At 49.0% G+C, this 255-nt stretch carries 1 rRNA gene; it reads left to right on the top strand.

Going from position 1 to position 255, the window contains the following annotated elements:
- Nucleotides 1-174: 174 nt before the first annotated feature.
- Nucleotides 175-255: ribosomal RNA gene (rrf, locus tag DQG19_RS20690) — 5S ribosomal RNA — on the top strand; the annotation flags it as partial.

Raw genomic sequence — 255 nt, forward strand, 5'->3', positions numbered from 1 at the left:
TATGAGTAGTGAAAAAGACGGCAGCACGCTTGTTGTGGAAATTAATTAGCATACGGTCTTTGGTTGATCCTGAAGTCCGGATCGGTCTGGTAAAAAGGCCTGAAGCTCTCTTATCGAACTTGTTGATCGTTATCAAAGAAACGTGTCCCCCCCGAGTGGGGGTTACACAAAGACTTTGGTGGCTACTGCGGGCAGGATCACCTCTTACCATTCCGAACAGAGAAGTTAAGCTGCCCAGCGCCGATGGTACTTGGG

Origin of the sequence: Lewinella sp. IMCC34183 (assembly GCF_003390915.1) — a bacterium.
Classification (GTDB): Bacteria; Bacteroidota; Bacteroidia; order Chitinophagales; family Saprospiraceae; genus Neolewinella.